The sequence below is a fragment of the Stenotrophomonas sp. Pemsol genome (genome assembly GCF_003586545.1).
In the GTDB taxonomy this organism is placed as follows: domain Bacteria; phylum Pseudomonadota; class Gammaproteobacteria; order Xanthomonadales; family Xanthomonadaceae; genus Stenotrophomonas; species Stenotrophomonas sepilia.
The window spans coordinates 4,352,544-4,370,649 of record NZ_CP025780.1 but is presented as its reverse complement, the minus strand read 5'-3'; the positions used below and the strand labels follow the sequence as shown (position 1 = coordinate 4,370,649).

At 67.8% G+C, this 18,106-nt stretch carries 17 protein-coding genes; 12 read left to right on the top strand and 5 right to left on the bottom strand.

Going from position 1 to position 18,106, the window contains the following annotated elements:
- Both PEM_RS20165 and PEM_RS20160 read left to right on the top strand, forming a co-directional pair.
- The coding region (locus tag PEM_RS20165) for an XVIPCD domain-containing protein (RefSeq protein ID WP_162911610.1) at nucleotides 1-898 on the top strand (898 nt) is incomplete at its 5' end.
- Nucleotides 899-911: 13 nt separating this feature from the next.
- Nucleotides 912-1,196 carry an XVIPCD domain-containing protein gene (locus PEM_RS20160; RefSeq protein WP_240431568.1) on the top strand — a complete coding sequence of 95 codons (285 nt, stop codon included), beginning with the start codon at nucleotides 912-914 and terminating at the stop codon, nucleotides 1,194-1,196.
- Nucleotides 1,197-1,341: 145 nt separating this feature from the next.
- Here the strand turns inward: PEM_RS20160 and PEM_RS20575 are convergent, their stop codons facing one another.
- Together PEM_RS20575 and tyrS are read right to left on the bottom strand one after the other, a co-directional pair.
- A complete protein-coding gene (locus PEM_RS20575; RefSeq protein WP_276117373.1) occupies nucleotides 1,342-1,464 on the bottom strand; it encodes a hypothetical protein in 123 nt (40 codons plus the stop codon).
- A 436-nt stretch (nucleotides 1,465-1,900) separates the two neighbouring features.
- Nucleotides 1,901-3,112, bottom strand: a complete 1,212-nt coding sequence (tyrS, locus tag PEM_RS20155) for a tyrosine--tRNA ligase (RefSeq protein ID WP_005420460.1) — start codon at nucleotides 3,110-3,112, stop codon at nucleotides 1,901-1,903.
- 167 nt (nucleotides 3,113-3,279) lie between these two features.
- Between tyrS and PEM_RS20150 the strand changes: the two genes are divergently transcribed.
- Nucleotides 3,280-4,752 (top strand): peptidoglycan DD-metalloendopeptidase family protein, encoded by a 1,473-nt coding sequence (locus PEM_RS20150; RefSeq protein ID WP_111128948.1) that lies wholly within the window; start codon nucleotides 3,280-3,282, stop codon nucleotides 4,750-4,752.
- A gap of 66 nt (nucleotides 4,753-4,818) precedes the next feature.
- Nucleotides 4,819-5,946, top strand: a complete 1,128-nt coding sequence (locus PEM_RS20145) for an anhydro-N-acetylmuramic acid kinase (protein WP_111128952.1) — start codon at nucleotides 4,819-4,821, stop codon at nucleotides 5,944-5,946.
- Between the two features lie 68 nt (nucleotides 5,947-6,014).
- Here PEM_RS20145 and PEM_RS20140 read toward each other — a convergent pair whose 3' ends face one another.
- The 3 genes from PEM_RS20140 to PEM_RS20130 all read right to left on the bottom strand — a co-directional run bounded on the left by PEM_RS20140 (nucleotide 6,015) and on the right by PEM_RS20130 (nucleotide 8,425).
- Nucleotides 6,015-6,245, bottom strand: coding sequence for a hypothetical protein (locus PEM_RS20140; RefSeq protein ID WP_005420465.1), 231 nt, complete (start codon nucleotides 6,243-6,245; stop codon nucleotides 6,015-6,017).
- Nucleotides 6,246-6,323: 78 nt separating this feature from the next.
- Nucleotides 6,324-7,628, bottom strand: coding sequence for an MFS transporter (locus PEM_RS20135; RefSeq protein ID WP_053500327.1), 1,305 nt, complete (start codon nucleotides 7,626-7,628; stop codon nucleotides 6,324-6,326).
- On the bottom strand, nucleotides 7,625-8,425 hold the full coding sequence (locus PEM_RS20130) for an exodeoxyribonuclease III (protein WP_069140053.1): 801 nt from the start codon (nucleotides 8,423-8,425) through the stop codon (nucleotides 7,625-7,627). Before PEM_RS20130 ends, PEM_RS20135 begins: the two co-directional genes overlap by 4 nt.
- Before the next feature lie 161 nt (nucleotides 8,426-8,586).
- Between PEM_RS20130 and pyrE the strand changes: the two genes are divergently transcribed.
- The 8 genes from pyrE to PEM_RS20090 all read left to right on the top strand — a co-directional run bounded on the left by pyrE (nucleotide 8,587) and on the right by PEM_RS20090 (nucleotide 18,085).
- Entirely contained in the window at nucleotides 8,587-9,246 is a 660-nt protein-coding gene (gene pyrE / locus PEM_RS20125; RefSeq protein ID WP_005420471.1) for an orotate phosphoribosyltransferase, read from the top strand.
- A gap of 19 nt (nucleotides 9,247-9,265) precedes the next feature.
- Nucleotides 9,266-9,928 carry a hypothetical protein gene (locus PEM_RS20120; protein WP_005420473.1) on the top strand — a complete coding sequence of 221 codons (663 nt, stop codon included), beginning with the start codon at nucleotides 9,266-9,268 and terminating at the stop codon, nucleotides 9,926-9,928.
- 221 nt (nucleotides 9,929-10,149) lie between these two features.
- On the top strand, nucleotides 10,150-10,242 hold the full coding sequence (locus PEM_RS20115) for a potassium-transporting ATPase subunit F (protein ID WP_005407770.1): 93 nt from the start codon (nucleotides 10,150-10,152) through the stop codon (nucleotides 10,240-10,242).
- A gap of 12 nt (nucleotides 10,243-10,254) precedes the next feature.
- On the top strand, nucleotides 10,255-11,964 hold the full coding sequence (kdpA, locus tag PEM_RS20110; RefSeq protein ID WP_053500329.1) for a potassium-transporting ATPase subunit KdpA: 1,710 nt from the start codon (nucleotides 10,255-10,257) through the stop codon (nucleotides 11,962-11,964).
- Between the two features lie 10 nt (nucleotides 11,965-11,974).
- Nucleotides 11,975-14,032, top strand: coding sequence for a potassium-transporting ATPase subunit KdpB (gene kdpB / locus PEM_RS20105; RefSeq protein WP_111128946.1), 2,058 nt, complete (start codon nucleotides 11,975-11,977; stop codon nucleotides 14,030-14,032).
- On the top strand, nucleotides 14,029-14,679 hold the full coding sequence (kdpC, locus tag PEM_RS20100) for a potassium-transporting ATPase subunit KdpC (RefSeq protein WP_111128944.1): 651 nt from the start codon (nucleotides 14,029-14,031) through the stop codon (nucleotides 14,677-14,679). Before kdpB ends, kdpC begins: the two co-directional genes overlap by 4 nt.
- Nucleotides 14,680-14,730: 51 nt before the next feature.
- Nucleotides 14,731-17,391 (top strand): sensor histidine kinase KdpD, encoded by a 2,661-nt coding sequence (locus tag PEM_RS20095; RefSeq protein ID WP_053500336.1) that lies wholly within the window; start codon nucleotides 14,731-14,733, stop codon nucleotides 17,389-17,391.
- Nucleotides 17,372-18,085: a response regulator transcription factor gene (locus PEM_RS20090; protein WP_005420506.1), complete on the top strand. Its 714-nt coding sequence runs from the start codon at nucleotides 17,372-17,374 to the stop codon at nucleotides 18,083-18,085. The genes PEM_RS20095 and PEM_RS20090 overlap by 20 nt, the downstream gene beginning before the upstream one ends.
- The last annotated feature ends 21 nt before the right edge of the window (nucleotides 18,086-18,106 follow it).

The window sequence follows — 18,106 nt, the reverse complement described above, 5'->3', positions numbered from 1 at the left end:
CGTCACCGGCCACTCCCTGGGCGGCGCGCTCGCACAGATCACTGCACACCACTACAACCTTCCCGGCGACGCGTTCAATCCCTACGGTGCCGCCGGGCTGGCATATCGCCTTCCTGAAGGCCAGCCAGCCAACGCGGCACCCTTCACCAACCATGTGATGGCAGGCGACCTGGTCAGTGCCGGCGGTCCCCATTACGGCAAGGTCGAGATGTATGCGCTGCCCAGGGAACTGGAGATCCTGCGCAACGCCGAGCACGGCCAGCGCATCGCCTCGATCGGAACACCCGGGATGAAGAGCGGCCATGTCATGTCCGCCGCGGTGGCGGTCCAGTTGGGCGACTCCCATCGAGTGGTTCATTTCCTTGATCGCATGACCGATAAGGGCCCGGTGCAATCTGTACTGGACAATCCACAGGCGCGCGTTACGGATCCTGAGGACCTGCGCCGGATTGCCGACTACCGCAGGGATGTTCATCAACTACGTGCGGGTGCGACCGTGCTTGTCGGCGGCGGGCCCGGTCTGCTGCGCGACGGTATCAATTTCCTGCGCGGTGTCGAGGAAGCCGGTGCATACGCCCGCCACGAAGCTGAAGCCGAGCAGCGGGCCCGCAATGCGCTCAGGCCTGGCGATAAACTGATCCAGGATGCAACCGACAAGGGCTCGCCCTCTCTCAGCAATCCCGCTTTCTCTCCCAGGACCCCTTTGCAGGAGAGCATTGAATCAACCTTGGACAGGGCAGGCTTGGATCCCAGGAAGGAAGGCCATCCAGACCATGCGCTCTACCGGCAGATTCGCGAGGGTGTATCCGCCGTGGATGCCAGGCACGGGCGCAGCTTCGATGAAACCAGTGAGCGCGTGACGGCCGGCCTGCTTGCGGCGGCCACGCAGCTTCGATGAAACCAGTGAGCGCGTGACGGCCGGCCTGCTTGCGGCGGCCAAGGGCAGCGGCCTGGAACGCGTCGATCACGTTGTACTGGGCAATTCACCCAGCGATGGCCCAGCCTCTCGCATGTTCGTTGTGCAGGGAGCGCTCGACAATCCAGTAAACCTGCGGGCGTCGGTTCCAATCAGTGAGGCCGTCAATACGCCCGTAGAACAGTCGCTCGCCAAGGCCGAGCAGATTTCGCAGGCACAGCAGGTCGCCCAGCAGGACCTCGCCCACGAGCAGGCCCTCACCGCGAGGCGGATGGGCTAGGCCACCTGGCCGGGCACAATGAAAAACCCGGCTTTCACCTGCGGTTCTTCGTTTCAACGGGTTGCCTACCAGCGGCCGGCACTACCATGCGTCGTCCGCTCACAAAAAAACCCCCGGCGCGAGCCGGGGGTTTTCCGTTACCGCATCAGGCAGCGACCGTGCTGGCCACGTCCTGGTATTCCTCGATCTGGTCGAAGTTCATGTAGCGGTAGATCTCCGCACCATTGGCGTTGATTCCTGCAGGCGCCTTCACAAGATACCTGCGCATACTTTCAAAGATCCGGGGAAGCGGCCTCAGCGCCGTTCCCGTGTGCTGCGAAGTTTCCTTCGTAGCGAGCCGCTCATTATGCCAGACTTTTTCAGTCCGTCAACACCTTCGTTCGATCATCTCGTTCGGCGGTGGTGGGCGCCCTGTTGTCGCTGAAGCCCCTTGGTGGCGACCCCTGCGACGGGGGAGGAGAAGTATGTCCCCATTCCGATCATTTGTGAAGGGGGTGTGGCGATTTTTTTCACCGGATGTTGCATCGGTTCATGCGCCGCGCCGCGGGAGGATCCCGTGAAGAGCAGCCGAGCGTGGCTATGCCGGGCTTCCTGCCCGGCCCCCTACGGGCCGTCGCACGCGACGAAGGCAACGGCTCCTGCCGTTGCCTTCGGCTCTACAAGAGCAAAAGGAAGGGCCGGCTGGCGCCGGCCCTTCCTTCTTCTCAGCCAGCGACCAGGCGCACGCGGGCGAAGGTGCGCTTGCCGACCTGCAGCAGGCCTTCGAAGCCCGGCTGCAGCACCTGCTGGCCGTCTTCGACCACTTCACCGTCCACCTTCACCGCGCGCTCCTTGAGCTTGCGGTTGGCTTCGGAGTTGCTCGGGGTCAGGCCGGCCGCCGTCAGCAACGCGGCAATACGCAGGCCTTCGGCCGGGATCGCCACATCCTGCAGCGGCAACTGGGTGATGTCGCCCTGCCCGGTCACCGCCGCCTCCCAGCCGGCAATCGCCTGCTCTGCCGCCACGGCGTCGTGGAAACGGGTCGCCAGCTCACGCGCCAGGCGCAGCTTGACCACGCGCGGGTTCAGGCCGCCATTGGCCACCTGCTCGCGCAGCTGCACGGCCTCGGCCTGGCTGATGTCGAAGGACAGCAGCTCGATCCAGCGCCACATCAGGGTGTCGTCCACCTTCATGGTCTTGGTGACGATGTCGATGGCCGGCTCGCTGATACCAATGTAGTTGCCCAGCGACTTGGACATCTTGTTGACGCCATCCAGGCCTTCCAGCAGCGGCATGGTCAGCACCACCTGCGGCTTCTGGCCATGGTGTTCCTGCAGGCCACGGCCCATCAGCAGGTTGAACTTCTGGTCGGTACCGCCCAGCTCGACGTCGGCCTCCAGGGCCACCGAGTCGTAGCCCTGCACCAGCGGGTACAGGAACTCATGGATGGCGATGGACTGCTGGGCGGCATAGCGCTTGGCGAAGTCGTCGCGCTCGAGCATGCGTGCCACGGTGTGCTGGCCGGCCAGGCGGATCATGTCGGCCGCGCCCATCTTGCCGAACCACTCCGAGTTGAAGCGGACTTCGGTACGGCTGCGGTCGAGCACCTTGAACACCTGTTCCTCGTAGGTACGGGCGTTGGCCAGCACGTCATCGCGGCTGAGCGGCTTGCGGGTCAGGCTCTTGCCCGAGGGATCGCCGATCATGCCGGTGAAGTCGCCGATCAGGAAAATGACCTGGTGGCCGAGGTCCTGGAACTGGCGCATCTTGTTCAGCAGCACCGTGTGGCCCAGGTGCAGGTCGGGCGCAGTGGGGTCGAAGCCGGCCTTGATCCGCAGCGGGCGGCCTTCCTGCAGGCGCGCACGCAGATCCTCGAGCTTGAGGATCTCGTCGGCACCGCGGCCGATCAGGGCAAGGGCTTCTTCAATCGAGGACACGTGACTACTCCCGGCAACGCCGATTCTTGTGTGGGGTGTTAAAGCAAAGTTAACCCGATTGGCTTCACAAAAGCCAATGGGCACAAGGGTTTGACGCGGTTTTCTCAGGTGTCTATGGTAACCGGCGATCAGGCCCGCGCTCCCGGGCTGCCAGGAAAAAACCGCCGATGCACAATTCCGAACAAGGGCGCGCACGCAAGCAGCGCTTCCAGGAACGCCTTCACGTCCTGCACGACAACGCCCTGCATCGGAAGCTCAGGCAACACCTTCCCGCCGCCTTCAATGAGCGCTGGACCCGCCGCCATTGGATGCACGCCAGCCTGTTTGCGACCATCGGCGCCCTGGTGGCGACGATCGTCCCCGGTTTCTCGCACACCATTGATGCGCCTTACGCGGACAGCCACACGAGCCTGGCGCTGCCGCTGCCGCCGTTGGCCATGGCCCGCCAGCAGCAGGTGCCGGGCGACAGCTGGCAGGTGCTGCGCATCCAGCGCGGCCAGACCCTGAGTGACCTGTTCGACAAAGCCGGCATTCCGGCCACCACCCTGCACCGGGTGCTGGAGCACCCCGGTGCGCGCGAGGCGCTGACCAAGCTGCGCCCGGGCGCCGAGATCGCCTTCGACATGCCGCTGTCCGGCGACCTGCGCAGCATCCGCTTCGATCGCGACGCCGACAACCGGGTGGAACTGAGCCTGGCCGGCGATGACATCAAGGAGAAGGTGACGCGGCGCGAGACTTCCACGCGTACCGTGGTCACCAGCGGCGAGATCACCAGTTCGCTGTATGCCGCGGCCCGCCGGGCCGGGCTGTCGCCGTCGGCGATCGCGACGATGACCGACGACATCTTCAAGTACGACATCGACTTCTCCAAGGACCTGCAGCCGGGCGACCGCTTCAGCGTGGTGATGGACGAGACCTGGCGCGAAGGCGAGAAGGTGGACACCAGCAAGATCCTGGCGGCGACCTTCACCACCGGGGGCAAGACCTATTCCGGCTTCCGCTTCGACCGCAACGGCAAGTCCGAGTACTACGACATCAACGGCCGTTCGTTGAAGAAGAGCTTCATCCGCATGCCGATCCCGTTCGCGCGGCTGAGCTCGACCTTCGGCGCACGCAAGCACCCGGTGCTGGGCAAGATGCGCATGCACAAGGGCGTGGACTACGCCGCGCGTACCGGCACGCCGATCATGGCCGCCGGCGATGCCCGCGTGCAGTTCGCGGGCGTGCAGCGCGGCTACGGCAATGTGGTGATCCTCGACCACGGTCGCGGCCACACCACCCTGTACGGCCACATGTCGCGCTTTGCGAACATCAGGACCGGCCAGCGCGTGGCCCAGGGCACGGTGATCGGCTATGTCGGCTCGACCGGCCTGGCGACCGGGCCGCACCTGCACTACGAATTCCGGGTCAACGGCGAACACCGCAACCCGCTGACCGTGACCATGCCGCCGCCGGAGCCGCTGAAGGGCGCCGAGCTGGTCGCCTTCCGCGCGCAGACCGCGCCAGCGATGGCCCGCATCCAGGGCATGGAGAAGCTGATCTACGCCGATGCCAGCCCGGCACCGACCAGCCGCGACGAGGCCGCCGCCGAGGTGGCCAGCGCCAAGGACAAGCAGTCGACCGGCCGCAAGCGAGGCTGAGCGCGCTGCGTTGACGAACAAGGACGCGGCAGCCCAAGCTTGCCGCGTCCTTTTTTTATGCCCGCCATGAACACCACTGCCGACGCTGACGCCCCCCTGTATCTTGGCCTGATGTCGGGCACCAGCGCCGACGGCATCGATGCCGCGCTGGTGCAGTTTCCCGCCGACGGTGGCTGCCGCTTCGTGCACGGGTTGACCGCCCGCTGGGAGCCGGTGCTGCGTGCGCGACTGGTGGCGCTGGGTGAAGGCGGCCCGCTGGACTCGCTGGAGGAGCTCGGCGAGCTGGATGCGCGCATCGCGATCAACTTCGCCGAGGCTGCCAACCAGCTGCTGGCCGAAGCCGGCGTGGACCGCAGCCAGGTGCGCGCGATCGGCTCGCACGGCCAGACCGTGCGACACCGCCCGCTGGCCGATCCGGCGTTCACTGTGCAGCTGGGCGACGGCAACCGCATCGCCGAACTGACCGGAATCACCACAGTATCCGACTTCCGCCGTCGCGACGTAGCGGCCGGGGGGCATGGTGCGCCGCTGATGCCGGCTTTCCACCTGGGCATGCTGGGTGCCGCCGATGAAGACCGCGCGGTGCTCAACCTGGGCGGCATCGCCAACCTGACCCTGATCCCGCGCGAAGGCGCGGTGCGCGGCTTCGATACCGGCCCGGCCAACGCGCTGATGGATGCCTGGTGCCAGCGCCACACCGGCCGTACCTTCGATGCCGATGGCGCGTATGCCGCCAGTGGCGCGGTGGACGAGGGCCTGCTGGCCGGCTGGCGTTCGGACCCGTGGTTCGCGCTGCCGCCGCCGAAGAGCACCGGGCGCGAGCAGTTCCATCTGGCCTGGGCCGAGGCCCACATGGAGGAAGGCGAATATGCCGCTGCCGATGTGCAGGCCACGCTGCTGGAGCTCACTGTGGCAACCGTGGCCGATGCGCTGCTGGCGCAGCAGCCGCAGACCCGGCGCCTGCTGGTCTGTGGCGGCGGCGTACGCAACCGGCAGCTGATGAAGCGGCTGGCGGCGCGGCTGCCGGAGGTGCAGGTGGAGTCCAGCGCGGTGCATGGGCTGGACCCGGAGTACGTGGAGGCGATGGGATTCGCCTGGCTGGCGCAGCGGACGATGGACGGGCTGGCCGGCAACCTGCCGAGCGTGACCGGAGCCAAGGGGCCGCGGATCCTGGGGGCAATCCACCTGGCGTGAGGTGGCGCCATCCACGCACGGCGTGGATTCACCGGGCAGCCGAGCGTGGGCTCGGCTCTACAAAGCCGCTAATCGAAGCCCTGCCCTGCGGGCAAGGCCTGCAGGGCGGCGATCGCATCGGAGAGGGCGTCCACTTCGGGATCGCCGAAACCGGAGCGGACCTCCAGTTCACTGCTGAACAGGCCCTGCTCCAACAAGGCGGCGCAGGTCTGTTCATGGGTCCAGCCGCGGGCGACCGCGACACGTCGGATACGTTCCAGCAGCAGCGGGTCCAGGTCCCGCAGCACAACGTCGGCCATGCTCACTTCCCCGTTCGCAAGGCACCGCCCCCTCGGCGCGTCGGGGGCGATGATCCCGCAGTCCGGGCGGGCAGGCAATCAGGCGACCGGCGGCGGCCCGCGGTCGGCGATCCGCGGCCACAGCCAGGCCAGCAGCAGCAGGGTCGGCACCACAGTGATCGAGCTGAGGATGAAGAACGTGCTGTAGGACGTCGCTTCAACGATGTATCCGGAGACACCGCCGATGAACTTGCCCGGCAGGTTGGCCAGCGATACCAGCAACGCGTACTGCGTGGCGGTGAAGTTGCGGTCGGTCAGCGACGACATGAAGGCTACCAGCACGGTGCCGGCGAACCCCTGGAACAGGTTGTCGGCACTGAGCGCGGCATAGAACGCCCACAGCTTGCCTGGGTTGTGCGCCATCAGCAGGAAGGCCAGGTTGGACATCGCCACGCCCAGTGCGGCCACCAGCAGCATGCGCCGGAAGCCGAATGCAGCCACCGCAATACCCCCCAGGAACGCACCGCCGATCCCCATCCATACACCGAACAGCTTGGACACGGTGGCGATGTCGGCCTTGTCGAACCCCGAATCGAGATAGAACGGCCCGGCCATCACGCCGATCACCTGATCGGGGAACTTGAACAGGCCGACGAAGGCCAGCAGCACCAGTGCCAACGCCACGCCATTACGGCTGAAGAAGCTGGAGATGGGCTGGACGAAGGCTTCGGCGATATCGATGCGACGCTGCACCGCCGTGGCCGGGCGCTCCGGTTCGGCGCACAGCAGGGTAGTGACGATCGGCAGCAGCATCAGCGCAGCCATCGCCAGGTAGGCGACGATCCAGCCTTCGAACTGCGCCAGGTACAGCGCGCCGGCACCGGCCAGGATCAGGCCGATCCGGTAGCCCAGCGTATAGGTGGCCGCCAGCGCGGCCTGCGCGGTCTGCGGAGCGATCTCGATACGGTAGGCATCGACCGCCGAGTCCTGGGTGGCGCCAGCGAACGACGCCACCAGCACCCACATCACCAGTGGCCAGACGCCCTCTTCCGGCCGCACGAAGGCCAGTGCGACCAGGCCGACCAGCACCAGCACCTGCGATACCAGCAGCCACGAACGGCGGCGGCCGAGCGCGCCCAGCAGCGGAAATGCATAGCGGTCCAGCAGCGGCGCCCACAGGAACTTGAGCAGGTAGAAGAAGCTGGCCAGGCTGATCAGGCCGATGCTGCCCAGGTCCAGGCCGACGTCGCGCAGGCGCGTGGACAGCGTCTGCGAAGCGATCAGCAGGAACGGCAGGCCACTGCCGAAGCCAAGCATGGCCATGGTCAGCGCCGACGGGGTACCGAAGGCGCGCTTGATGCCTGCCCAGCCCTTGTAGCTGACCGGCGTGGCGGCCTCGGTCACAGGTCGTAGTCCACGGTGAACGGGGCGTGGTCGGAGAAGCGCTCGTCGCGGTAGATCGAACAGCTACGCAGTTTGTCGCGCAGGCCCGGCGTGATGAACTGGTAGTCGATGCGCCAACCGACGTTGTTGGCGCGGGCGGCGCCGCGGTTGCTCCACCAGGTGTAATCCTCCCCGGTGGGATTGAGCAGGCGGTAGGCATCGGCCCAACCGCGGCCGGCGGCGACATCGGTGGCCTGGCCATGGTCGGCGCAGAGGGCGTTGAGCCAGTCGCGCTCCTCCGGCAGGCAGCCGGAATTCTTCTGGTTGGACTTCCAGTTCTTGATGTCCAGCGCCGAACGCACGATGTTCCAGTCGCCGCACAGCACGTAGTCGCGGCCGCTGCGCGCCCACTCCTCCAGGATCGGGCGCAGCCATTCCATCACTTCGAACTTGAAGCCCTGGCGCAGGTCACCCGAGCTGCCGGAGGGAATATAGAAAGAGACCACGCTGAGATTGCCGTAGCGCGCCTCGATGTAGCGGCCTTCGTCGTCGAACGGCGCCCAGCCCAGCGAGGTGATGACCTGGTCCGGCTCGCGCCTGCTGTAGATCGCCACGCCGCTGTAGCCCTTCTTGGTGATGGCGTCGCGGTAGAAGCAGTGATGGCCATCCGGACGGAACATCGGGTCGGTCAGCTGGTCTTCCTGGGCCTTGGTTTCCTGGATGCACAGGACGTCGGCGTCCTGGGCACGGAACCAGTCCAGGAAGCCCTTGGTCGCGGCGGAACGGATGCCATTGGCGTTGAAACTGATGATGCGCATGCGGGGACCTGCGGCGGGAAACCGGGCAAGCATACCGGTTGCCCGTGGGGCTGCGCAGTCCGCCAGGCAGCGCCGCGACAGCCTTCACGCGGGGCCGGACGAGCGCGAAACGCCCAGCTGGATTAGGATTTGTGCTCCAAATGAAGATGAATCGAGTTTTGATGAGCGACCACCGCCACCGTTTCCTGCAGCTGGCCCTGACCGCCGACGCCCTGCGCTTCGGCCAGTTCACCCTCAAGTCCGGCCGGCTGAGCCCCTATTTCTTCAACGCCGGCCGTTTCGACTCCGGTTCGCTGCTGTCCCAGCTCGGCGCCTGCTATGCCGATGCCATCGATGCCAGCGGGATCAAGTACGACGTGGTGTTCGGCCCGGCCTACAAGGGCATTCCGCTGGCCACCGCGATGGCCTGCGAGCTGGCCCAGCGCGGCCGCGACCTGCCGCTGTCGTTCAACCGCAAGGAAGCCAAGGACCACGGCGAAGGCGGCCAGCTGATCGGCGCCGACATGAATGGCAAGCGCGTGCTGATCGTCGACGACGTGATCACCGCCGGTACCGCGATCCGCGAAGCGCTGGGCATCATCCGCGCTGCCGGCGGCACCCCGGCCGGCATCGTGGTAGCCCTGGACCGCCAGGAGATCGCCTCGGAAACCGACCGCCGCTCGGCGGCGCAGTCGGTGGCCGAAGAGGCCGGGATTCCGGTGATCGCCGTGGCGTCGCTGGCCGATCTGCTTGATTTCGCCTCCGGCAACCCGGAACTTGTGGGTTACCGCCAGCCGCTGGAAGCCTACCGGGCCCAGTACGGCGTCCGTTCGATCCGCTGACCGACCCAGGGGAAAGGTCATGTCCCGAGTTCCTGCCGTTCTCTTTGCCGGCCTGCTGCTGGCCGTGCCGTCCACCGTGCCGGCGCAGTCGCGCGACGGCGGCAAAGTGGAGAAGAAGCTGTATTGCTGGAACGAGGGCAAGGAGCGGATCTGCAGCGATTCGCTGCCAGCCGATGCGGTCAATCACGCCCGCGAGGAGTTCAACGCGAAGAGCGGCCTGCGCAATGCGCAGGTCCAGCGCGCGTTGACCGACGAAGAGCGCGCCGCGGCCAGCACCGAGGCGCAGCAGCAGCAGCTGGACCTGATGGCCGAGCAGACCCGCCAGCGCACCGAACAGGCGATGCTGTCCACCTATGGCAGCGAGGACGACCTGCGCCGGGTGTTCGCCGAGCGCCAGGAAGTGCTCGACAACAACCTGAAGACCGCCGAGTACAACGTCACCAGCCTGCGCGAATCGCTGGTGGCGCTGTTGTCGGCCGCTGGCGACCGAGAACTGGCCGGTGGCAAGGTGGCCGACAAGCAGGCCGAGGCGATCCGTCAGCGGCATGTGCAGTTGCGGGCGCAGCAGCGCCTGCAGGCGGGGTTCCTGCAGCAGCAGCAGGCACTGAAGGCCGAGATCGACAGCACGCTGCAGCGCTACCGCGAGCTGAAGGGCGTGGCGCCAGCGAGCCAAGCGCCGTGATTCGCTTGTAGGGTCGAGCCCATGCTCGGCTCCGCGTGGCCTTGGGAAAGAGCAGCCCAGCATGGGCCCGGCTCTACAGTGGGCGGCGCCTGGTTACGGCTTGGCCCACGGAATTTATGCACTCTTTACGCGTCGGCACGATCCGGCGCGTAGTGCGTTTATGGGCGGCAGGACGACGATGACGGCCTGAGGTGGAGGGGTTCCACCAGGACGCTATTGCAATGTCCCCCTGGCTGTCGTTGTTGTGTGGCGTGCTGGTGCTGGTCGCCGCCGCCTATCTCCTTTATGTCGTGCTGCGGCCCGAGTCGTTCTGAGCGGAGCCTGCCATGACCGAGATGCTTGTGATTATTGCCGCCAGCCTGTTGCTGGCGTGGCCGCTGGGCCTGTACCTGGCGCGCGTGATGCGCGGCACGCCGATGAAGGCCGACGTGCTGTTCAACTGGATCGAAAAGCCGTTGTACAAGGTGTTCGGCGTCGATCCCTCGCGCGCGATGTCCTGGCGCGGCTACGTGCTGGCCTTCGTGCTGAGCAACGTAGTGATCGCCGTACTGACCCAGGCGGTGTTCATGACCCAGGCCTGGTTGCCGTTGAACCCGGACCAGATCCCGAACATGCGCTGGGACACCGCGCTGCACACGATGATCTCGTTCCTGACCAACACCAACCAGCAGCACTATTCGGGCCAGGCCCAGCTGTCCTACCTCTCACAGATGACCGGCATCACCGGCCTGCAGGTGGTGACACCGATGATGGGCCTGGCGCTGGCTGTGGCCACGCTGCGCGCGTTGTTCTCGCGTGCGCCGCAGGCTGCGGCGGCCACCGGTGCCGGCGACGACCGCCAGGTGGCGGTGGGCAACTACTACGTGGACGTGGTGCGCCTGTGCGTGCGCTTCCTGTTGCCGCTGTGCCTGGTGTGGACCCTGCTGCTGACCAGCCAGGGCGTGCCGTCGACGATGGCCGGTGGCCCGCAGGCCACGCCGATCGATGCCAGCGCCGGCATGACCGGACAGAAACTGCCGCTGGGTCCGGTGGCGGCGATGGTCGCGGCCAAGCAGCTGGGCGCCAACGGTGGCGGCTGGTACGGCCCGAACAGCAGCTTCCCGCTGGAGAACCCGACCCCGCTGTCGAACGCGCTGGAGATCGTCGGCATCCTGCTGGTGCCGATGGCGGTGATCTTCATGATCGGTGCGTTCACCGGCCGGCGCCGGTTCGGCGCCCTGGTGTTCAGCTGCATGCTGGGCATGTCGCTGCTGTCCACCGGCGCGATGGTGTGGAGCGAAGGGCACAGTGCCAGCGCCGCCACGCCGCTGCTGATGGAAGGCAAGGAGGTGCGCTTCGGCGCCGACGGCACGGCGCTGTGGGCGGCGGTGACCACCCAGGTCTCCAACGGGTCGGTCAACGGCATGCATGACTCGCTGGCGCCGCTGAGTGGCGGCATCGCGATGGTCAACATGCTGGTCAGCGCGATCTGGGGCGGCATCGGCTGTGGCCTGCAGCAGTTCATCGTGTACCTGCTGCTGGGCGTGTTCCTGGCCGGGTTGATGACCGGACGTACGCCGGAACTGTTCGGCCGCAAGCTGGAGACGCCACAGGTACGCCTGCTGGCCCTGCTGGTGCTGCTGCAGCCGATCACCCTGCTGGTGTTCACCGCGATCACCCTGGCCGTGCCCGGGCTGGCCGCTACCTCCAACCCGGGCTTCCATGGCATCAGCCAGGTGTTCTACGAGTACGTCTCGGCCTACGCCAACAACGGCTCGGGCTTCGAGGGGCTGGGCGACGCCACGCTGTGGTGGAACCTGAGCTGCTCGCTGGTGCTGCTGCTGGGCCGCTTCCCGCTGCTGATCATCCCGCTGGTGGTGGCCGCACAGCTGGCCGCCAAGCGCCAGGCGCCGGAGTCTGCCGGCAGCCTGCAGATCGAAACCCCGACCTTCGCCCTGACCCTGGTCTCGGTGATCGTCATCCTGACCGTGCTGCAGTTCATGCCGGCGCTGGTACTCGGCCCGATCGCCGACCACCTCAGCCTGGGACTGCACTAAGGACACCCCGATGAGTACCCACGCAAGTTCCACCCGTAGTTCCCTTGCCCCGCGCCCTGCGCTGCTTGATGGCGCCGGCCTGCGCCGTGCGCTGGTCGAAGCAGTACGCAAGCTCTCGCCGATGCACTTGGTGCGCAGCCCGGTGATGGCGGTGGTGATGGCTGGCACGATCGTCGCGGCCATCGTCACACTGACCGGCAATGCGCCGCTGGGCTTCGGCCTGGCAGTGACCGCGATCCTGCTGGTGACCGTGTTGTTCGGCAATTTCGCCGAAGCAGTGGCCGAGGCGCGTGGCCGTGGCCAGGCCGCGTCACTGCGCCGTGCCCGCCAGGACCTGGTGGCACGCCGCCTGGCCGCGCCGCAGCCGGGGGCTGCGGAAACCCAGGTACCTGCCGCCGAACTGCGCCCGGGCGACCATGTGATCGTCAGTGCTGGTGAGCTGGTGCCGGCCGATGGCGAGATCGTGCAGGGCCTGGCCACCATCAACGAAGCGGCGGTGACCGGCGAATCGGCACCGGTGCTGCGCGAGGCAGGTACCGACCGTTCCGGTGTGATCGGTGGCACCAAGGTGCTTTCCGACCAGATCATCGTGCGGGTGACCGCCGAGCCGGGCCACAGCTTCCTGGACCGGATGATCGCGCTGGTGGAAGGTGCCAACCGCCAGAAGACCCCCAACGAGATCGCGCTGACCCTGCTGCTGGCGGCGATGACGCTGACCTTCCTGGTGGTGGTGGCCACGTTGCCGGCCATTGGTGCAGCCGTCGGCGTCAAGGTCGATCCGCTGCTGCTGATCGCGCTGCTGGTGTGCCTGATCCCGACCACCATCGGCGGCCTGCTGCCGGCCATCGGCATCGCCGGCATGAACCGTGCGCTGGCCGCGAACGTACTGGCCAAGTCGGGCAAGGCGGTGGAAGTGGCCGGCGACGTCGACGTGCTGCTGCTGGACAAGACCGGCACCATCACCTACGGCGACCGCCAGGCCAGCCACTTCCATCCGCTGGCCGGCATCGATGCCAGCCAGCTGCGCGAGGCGGCACTGCTGTCCTCGCTGGCCGACCCGACCCCGGAAGGCAAGTCGATCGTGCGCCTGGCGCGCGAACAGGGCTGCGCCACCGCCGAGCCGGACCGTGCCGACTACCTGGCCTTCAGTGCCCAGACCCGCATGTCCGGCGTGGATCTGGAACATGGGCGGCAGATCCGCAAGGGCGCCGCCGATGCGATCCGTGCCCACGTCCAGGCGCTGGGCGGCAACGTGCCGGCGGAACTGGCCGGTCGCGTCGAGCAGGTGGCGCGCAATGGCGCCACCCCGCTGGTGGTGGCCGAGGGTCGCCACGTGCTGGGCGTGATCGAGCTGTCGGACGTGGTCAAGCACGGCATGCGCGAGAAGTTCGCGCAGCTGCGGGCGATGGGCATCCGTACGGTGATGATCACCGGCGACAACCCGCTGACGGCAGCAGCCATTGCCGCCGAGGCTGGCGTCGACGACTACATCGCCGAGGCCCGTCCGGAAGACAAGCTGGCACGCATCCGCCAGGAACAGGCCGGTGGCCGACTGGTGGCGATGGTGGGCGATGGCACCAACGATGCTCCCGCGCTGGCCCAGGCCGACATCGGCCTGGCGATGAACTCCGGCACGCAGGCGGCGAAGGAGGCCGGCAACATGGTCGACCTCGATTCGGACCCGGCCAAGCTGCTGTCGGTGGTGGAAGTGGGCAAGCAGCAGCTGATCACCCGCGGCGCGCTGACCACCTTCTCGCTGGCCAACGACGTGTCCAAGTACTTCGCGATCCTGCCGGCGCTGTTCGCCGCGGCCGTTCCGACCATGGCCGCACTGAACGTGATGCAGCTGTCGAGCCCGCGCAACGCGGTGCTGGCGGCGCTGATCTTCAACGCCCTGGTGATTCCCGCGCTGATCCCGCTCGCCCTGCGTGGCGTGCGCTTCCGCCCGGCCACCGCCACCGCACTGCTGCGCCGGAACATGCTGGTATACGGCCTCGGCGGCGTACTGCTGCCGTTCGCGGCGATCAAGGCGATCGACCTCCTTCTTGTCCTGGTATTCGGCGCATGAACCGTTCTGTTTCCACCTCCACCTCCCTGCCCCGCGAAGCGAAAGCCGAGGCCCGCGTGGCGAGCCTGCAGGATGGCGCAAGCTGGCGCCCGGCGATCGGCCTGGGCCTGGCCACCCTGCTGCTGGCCGGCGCGGTCTACGCCGGCATCGCCACCGGCTTCGCCGGCCTGGCCTACCCGACCCAGGCCGAGGGCAGCCTGCTGCGCGACGGCAACGGCCAGGTGCGCGGCTCGGCGTGGCTGGCGCAGCCGTTCACCGGTGATGGCTACTTCCAGGCGCGTCCGTCGGCGGCCAACTACGACCCGATGGCCGCGGCCGGTTCCAACCTGGCGCGCAGCAACCCCACGCTGGCCGAGCGCGTCGCCGCCAGCACCGCTGCGGTGGCCGCACGCGAAGGCGTTGCCCCGGCGCAGGTGCCTGCGGACCTGGTCACCCAGTCCGCCGGCGGACTGGACCCGCAGCTGTCGCCGGCGGCGGCGCAGCTGCAGGTAGCACGCGTGGCGCGTGCCCGTGGCCTGCCGGTGGAGCACGTGCAGGCACTGGTGCAGGCGCATACCGAAGGGCGCCAATGGGGCCTGTTCGGGCAGCCACGGGTGAACGTGGTGACGCTGAACTTCGCGCTGGACCATGCGGCCAAGGCGCCGTGATGCTGGGCTGCACCTGCTGCGCGCACAATGGCGGCCATGACAGCGGCCCCCATGACTGATGCACGTACCCGCCAGGCCGATGCCCTGGTTGAAGGCCTGCAACGCGAAGCCGGCGGCAAGCTGACCGTGTTCCTCGGTGCGGCGCCGGGCGTGGGCAAGACCTACGCCATGCTGACCCGCGCGCAGGAACAGCTGCGCCGCGGCGTCGACCTGGTGGTGGGCCTGGTGGAAACCCATGGACGCACCGATACCCAGGCGCTGCTGGAGGGCCTGCCGCAGCTGCCGCTGAAGGACGTGGCCTACCACGGCCATGCCCTGCAGGAGATGGACCTGGACGCCGTGCTGGCACGGCATCCAGCGCTGGTGCTGGTGGACGAACTGGCCCATCGCAATGCACCGGGCAGCCGTCACGAGCGGCGCTGGCAGGATGTGATGGAGCTGCTGGACGCCGGCATCGATGTCTGGACCACGGTCAACATCCAGCATCTGGAAAGTCTCAACGACGTGGTGATGCGGATCACCGGCGTGCGGGTCAGCGAGACCGTGCCCGACGGCGTGCTCGACCGCCTGCACGACATCGTGCTGGTCGATCTGCCGCCGCGCGAACTGATCGCGCGCCTGCAGCAGGGCAAGGTCTATGTGCCGGAACAGGCCGCGCAGGCCCTGCAGGCGTTCTTCTCGCCGGCCAACCTGACCGCGCTGCGCGAACTGGCGATGCAGGAAGCCGCCGACCGCGTCGACAGCAGCCTGCGCGAAACCCGCGCCGCGCGTGGCGAAGGCAATCTGCCCCTGCGTCGCGGCGTTCTGGTGGCCATCGACGGGGGCGGCCAGAGCGAATACCTGGTGCGGGTGGCGCGGCGCATCGCAGAGCGCCGCGACGCACCGTGGACGGTGGTGACCGTGCAGGGCCGGCGCCAGGACGAGGCGACCCGGCGCGAGATCGATGCGGCCTTTGCGCTGGCAAGGCGGCTGGGCGGCGACGCCGAACTGCTGCATGGATCGAGCATTGCCGATGCCCTGCTCGACCACGCCGCACACAACGGCGTGTCGACCCTGGTGCTGGGCCGTACCCGCGAACGTCCACTGGCACGGATGTTCAACCGCACCCTGACCCAGCAGCTGATCCAGCGTGGCGCGCATTACGAGATCACCATCATCAGCACGCCGCAGGCACGCGCACGCTCGCGCCGCGAGAGCCTGCTGCCGCCGATGCGCGGCATCAGCTACGAGCCTGCACAAGCCCTGATCGCGACCGCATTGGCCTGTGCGGTGGCGTGGCTGGCCGAACACTGGGTGGGCATGGCCGACCTGTCGATGGTGTTCATCGTCGCGGTGGTACTGGTGGCTGCACGCACGCGCGCCAGCGTGGCGGTGATGGCCGCGATCCTGTGTTTCCTCGCCTACAACTTCCTGTTCATCGCGCCGCGCTTCACCTTCGCCATCGGTGCACGCCAGGGCGTGATCACCGTTTTCCTGTTCCTGGCCGCGGCACTGGTGGCCGGGCGCCTGGCCTCGCGCCTGCGCATGCAGGTCATCGCGCTGCGTGCGGCCAACCGCCATGCGCGCGCGCGCCAGCAGCTGGGACGCCAGCTGGCCAGTGCGGCCGGCAACGGCGAGGTGGCACAGGCGGGCCGCCATGCGCTGGAGCAGGCCCTGGACGTGCCGGCGTGGCTGCGGATCGGCACCGATACCGCCGCCGGCGGCCGCAGCCAGCCCGGCGATACCGACCTGGCTGCCGCCGACTGGGCGCTGCGCCACGGCCAGCCCAGCGGGCGTTTCACCGATACCCTGGCCGGCGCGCAATGGTGGTTCCTGCCGCTGCTGGACGGCGAAGACCGTGCGATCGGCGTGGCCGGCCTGTACCTGCCCGGCGCACAGGCGCGCCTGCTGCCCGAGCAGCGGCAGCTGGCCGAAGCGATGGTCGATGACATCGCCCAGGCCGCGCTGCGCACGCGGCTGGTGGCGGAACTGGAGCAGGCGCACGTCAGCAACGAGACCGAGCGGCTGCGCTCGGCCCTGCTCTCCTCGGTGTCGCACGACCTGCGCTCGCCGCTGGCGGCGATGATCGGGTCGGCCGACAGCCTGGCCAGCTACGGTGCAGCGATGGATACCGCTGATCGCCGCGCCCTGCTGGACACCATCCTGGTCGAGGGCGAACGGCTGGACCGCTACATCCAGAACCTGCTGGACATGACCCGGCTCGGCCACGAAGGGCTGAAGATCAACCGCGACTGGATCGGCGTGGACGAGCTGATCGGCTCGGCGGCACGGCGCCTGCAGCGCTACCAGCCAAAGGTGCGGCTGGAGCTGGACATTCCAGCCACGCTGGCACCGATCTGGGTGCACCCGGCGCTGGTCGAACAGGCCGTGTTCAACGTGATGGAGAACGCGGCCAAGTTCTCGCCGCCCGACGCCGCCGTGCAGGTACAGGCGCGCGAGCTGGACGGCCAGCTGCGCATCGACGTGATCGACGCCGGCCCCGGCATTCCCGATGACGAGCGCGCGCGCATCTTCGACATGTTCTACAGCGTCGAGCGCGGTGACCGAGGCCGCCACGGCACCGGCCTGGGCCTGACCATCTGCCAGGGCATGATCGGCGCACATGGCGGCAGCGTGCAGGCGCTGCCCGGACGCGACGGTCGCGGTACCCTGATCCGCATCACCCTGCCCCTGCTCAAGCCAGCCTCCCACGATGAGCCCGACCCCGATTGATGCCAGCGTGCCGGCCGCACGCGTGCTGGTGATCGATGATGAAACCCAGATCCGCCGGTTCCTGGACATCAGCCTGCGCGCGCAAGGCTACCAGGTGCGGCAGGCCGCCACCGGCCAGGAAGGCCTGCAGCTGGCCGCCAGCGAGGACATGGACCTGGTGATCCTGGATATCGGCCTGCCGGACATGGAAGGCCACGAGGTCCTGGAACAGCTGCGCCAGTGGAGCCAGGTGCCGGTGATCATGCTGACCGTGCGCGCCGGCGAAGCCGAGAAGGTGCGCGCACTGGATACCGGCGCCAACGACTACGTGACCAAGCCGTTCGGCACGCAGGAACTGATGGCGCGCGTGCGGGCGCTGCTGCGCACGCGCAGCGTGCCGACCGATGGCACACCGCCGGTGTTCGACGATGGCCACCTGCACGTGGACCTGGTGCGTCGCGAAGTCGCCCTGCAGGGTGAGCCGGTGGCGTTGACACGCAAGGAATACGCGCTGCTGTCGCTGCTGCTGCGCAATGCCGGACGGGTGGTGACCCAGCCGCAGATCCTGCAGGAGATCTGGGGGCCGACCCACCAGCACGACACCCACTACCTGCGCATCCTGGTCGGCAAGCTGCGGCACAAGCTGGGCGATTCGGCGCTGGATTCGCGCTACCTGTTCACCGAGCCGGGCGTGGGGTTGCGGTTCAAGGGGTAGTGCCGGCCGCTGGCCGGCAAC

Excerpts from the sequence above, each read along its gene's own strand:
- PEM_RS20575 (WP_276117373.1), bottom strand. The coding sequence starts at position 1,464 with ATGCGCAGGTATCTTGTGAAGGCGCCTGCAGGAATCAACGCCAATGGT.
- PEM_RS20150 (WP_111128948.1), top strand. The coding sequence starts at position 3,280 with ATGCACAATTCCGAACAAGGGCGCGCACGCAAGCAGCGCTTCCAGGAA.
- PEM_RS20145 (WP_111128952.1), top strand. The coding sequence starts at position 4,819 with ATGAACACCACTGCCGACGCTGACGCCCCCCTGTATCTTGGCCTGATG.
- PEM_RS20140 (WP_005420465.1), bottom strand. The coding sequence starts at position 6,245 with ATGGCCGACGTTGTGCTGCGGGACCTGGACCCGCTGCTGCTGGAACGT.
- PEM_RS20130 (WP_069140053.1), bottom strand. The coding sequence starts at position 8,425 with ATGCGCATCATCAGTTTCAACGCCAATGGCATCCGTTCCGCCGCGACC.
- pyrE (WP_005420471.1), top strand. The coding sequence starts at position 8,587 with ATGAGCGACCACCGCCACCGTTTCCTGCAGCTGGCCCTGACCGCCGAC.
- PEM_RS20120 (WP_005420473.1), top strand. The coding sequence starts at position 9,266 with ATGTCCCGAGTTCCTGCCGTTCTCTTTGCCGGCCTGCTGCTGGCCGTG.
- PEM_RS20115 (WP_005407770.1), top strand. The coding sequence starts at position 10,150 with ATGTCCCCCTGGCTGTCGTTGTTGTGTGGCGTGCTGGTGCTGGTCGCC.
- kdpA (WP_053500329.1), top strand. The coding sequence starts at position 10,255 with ATGACCGAGATGCTTGTGATTATTGCCGCCAGCCTGTTGCTGGCGTGG.
- kdpB (WP_111128946.1), top strand. The coding sequence starts at position 11,975 with ATGAGTACCCACGCAAGTTCCACCCGTAGTTCCCTTGCCCCGCGCCCT.
- kdpC (WP_111128944.1), top strand. The coding sequence starts at position 14,029 with ATGAACCGTTCTGTTTCCACCTCCACCTCCCTGCCCCGCGAAGCGAAA.
- PEM_RS20095 (WP_053500336.1), top strand. The coding sequence starts at position 14,731 with ATGACTGATGCACGTACCCGCCAGGCCGATGCCCTGGTTGAAGGCCTG.
- PEM_RS20090 (WP_005420506.1), top strand. The coding sequence starts at position 17,372 with ATGAGCCCGACCCCGATTGATGCCAGCGTGCCGGCCGCACGCGTGCTG.